Source organism: Pseudoalteromonas sp. SR45-5 (assembly GCF_014163565.1).
Lineage (GTDB): Bacteria > Pseudomonadota > Gammaproteobacteria > Enterobacterales > Alteromonadaceae > Pseudoalteromonas > Pseudoalteromonas distincta.
Genome location: NZ_JACJDN010000699.1, coordinates 1 through 1958, shown reverse-complemented (window position 1 = coordinate 1958; position 1958 = coordinate 1). Strand labels below are relative to the sequence as shown.

At 38.2% G+C, this 1958-nt stretch carries 5 protein-coding genes; 2 read left to right on the top strand and 3 right to left on the bottom strand.

What is annotated here, in order from left to right; translation table 11 throughout:
• A partial coding sequence (locus tag H5072_RS18165) for a hypothetical protein (protein ID WP_182694350.1) occupies positions 1-413 on the top strand: 413 nt, incomplete at its 5' end.
• A gap of 10 nt (positions 414-423) precedes the next feature.
• Positions 424-825 carry a hypothetical protein gene (locus H5072_RS18160; protein ID WP_024597425.1) on the top strand — a complete coding sequence of 134 codons (402 nt, stop codon included), beginning with the start codon at positions 424-426 and terminating at the stop codon, positions 823-825.
• 29 nt (positions 826-854) lie between these two features.
• On the opposite strand, the gene H5072_RS18155 is transcribed toward H5072_RS18160, so the two are convergent.
• The 3 genes from H5072_RS18155 to H5072_RS18145 all read right to left on the bottom strand — a co-directional run.
• A complete protein-coding gene (locus H5072_RS18155) occupies positions 855-1040 on the bottom strand; it encodes a hypothetical protein (RefSeq protein WP_024597424.1) in 186 nt (61 codons plus the stop codon).
• A 15-nt stretch (positions 1041-1055) separates the two neighbouring features.
• Entirely contained in the window at positions 1056-1376 is a 321-nt protein-coding gene (locus H5072_RS18150) for a hypothetical protein (RefSeq protein ID WP_024597423.1), read from the bottom strand.
• A partial coding sequence (locus tag H5072_RS18145; RefSeq protein WP_182694349.1) for a DUF4178 domain-containing protein occupies positions 1373-1958 on the bottom strand: 586 nt, incomplete at its 5' end. The genes H5072_RS18150 and H5072_RS18145, both read right to left, overlap by 4 nt.

Genomic DNA, 1958 nt, shown 5'->3' with positions numbered 1-1958 from the left:
TACAAAAGCTAAAAGAAAACACTCAATTACAAGAAAATACTAAAAAGAACGTAGTTACTGAAAAAATACCAAAAGCTGATTTAAAAAACGTTTCAATAGACGATATAAAAACAGCTAAAGCCGAATTAAATACGCTAATTACAGATAAGCAATGTGATACCAGCACTCAATGCAGAATAAGTGCAGTAGGCAGTCGCGCGTGTGGCGGGCCAAGTAGCTTTGTTGTGTATTCAACAAAATCAGCGTCTGAAAAACAAGTAGCAGCCCTTAGCGACAAAATTACTAAGCTTGAAAGTAGTTATAATTCACAAAAAGGGATGATGAGCATTTGTCAGCATTTAACAACGCCAAGCACGCAGTGTGTTGAAAATAAATGTGTTAAACTTGAAGGTTCAGCGGTAAGTGCATTTTAAGGATAACGTTATGAGTTGTTTACCATCGGCAATTAAACTATCAATTTTAAGCATTGCTAGCAGCATTTTACTACTAAGTGGTTGTGCTAGTACTGTGACGTCAAATGAGCAAAGTAAAAACTTATCTGACTTAAACTATGATCTGAATAACATGGTGAGTAATAACAGCTGCACTGCAAGCTTTCAGTGCAAAGTACTTGAAGTGGGCGCCCGCGCATGCGGCGGACCGAGTAAGTATGCTGTTTATTCAACGCTGAACACATCTCAAGAAGAAGCAGAACAGCTTGCTCAACAAATAACAAAACAAGAAAAAATACAAAATAAAGCACAAGGCTTAACCGATTGTTCACCAGTACTTGAAGTGCAATCGCTGTGTATTAATCACCAATGCCAGTCGTTTGATATAAAATAAAAACGGTCGCGTATAAGCTAATTTCAGCGTTAACCTAAATACGGAATTAACGCTGAAATTACAACAACCAGCACTACGCAAATACCCGCTTTTATAATGTACTTCATGGGCATTGTTTTAAGCACCCAATATGCATAAATAAAGCGTACAAAATAACTCGCCGCAGTACCAAACAACGCAAAAATAAGTAGATAAGCAATTAGAGTAATATTCATAATAATCTAGTGCAACTACTTAGTTTTTTTAGTGTGAGCAATTAGTAAGTCAGCTACTTGTTGTTTTACGGCTCGCTTATCATCACTTGGGACATCAAAGCGACTGGCTAGTTGCGCAATCTCATCATCATTTAAATTAAACGATAAACGTTGACGCGTTTTTTTAGACTTTACATCTAAGCCAAGTATTTTACGGATCATATCTGACGGCGTTAACTCTTGGTCAATAGCTTGCTTTTTTATCAGCTTTTGAACTTCACTGCTTAGATCAAATGCCATTTGTGTGGCACGTACAGCTTGTTCCTGACGTAACCACTTGTCTTTAGCATCACTCACTTAGCATCTCCGGGAAACAAGTCTACAATATCAGACATTGGACGCATGAGCGTTAGCGATACTTCGGTTTCGCCGCCATCCCAAATTTCGATATTTAAACCAAAGCCTTCATTATCTGATGCTAAACAAATCATTTCACATGGCTCACCACCTTCTTGCTCATAACGAGGCAAAGTTTGGTTGCGGTAATCTTTATTATGGAAATAACACACATAAGGCGACTCGCTTTGTTGATAGCTTTTAGCTAAAAACTGCATAAAGCGCTCTGGTGTATTTTGCACTGTAATGTGGGTTAACGACTCTTCATCAAAAATACGCGCAAACTCATCAAGGCCAAATATCTCTTCAACTTCGTTTCGCTGAATTTTAATAGAAAAGTTAGCCCACTCTTCGCCGTCATCTTGCTCAATTTGTAAAAATACAACTTGGCCGCTATTTGTCTCAAGTACAAATTCAGTATCGCTGCTGTGCTGATATTGGTAAGTCTGAATATCAGTAACACGTAGCGTTTCACCTTTTAACCATGCCGGATAAGCAAATGAGTCGATAACGCTAAACATGTCGCCTTTTTTAAGCTCGCTC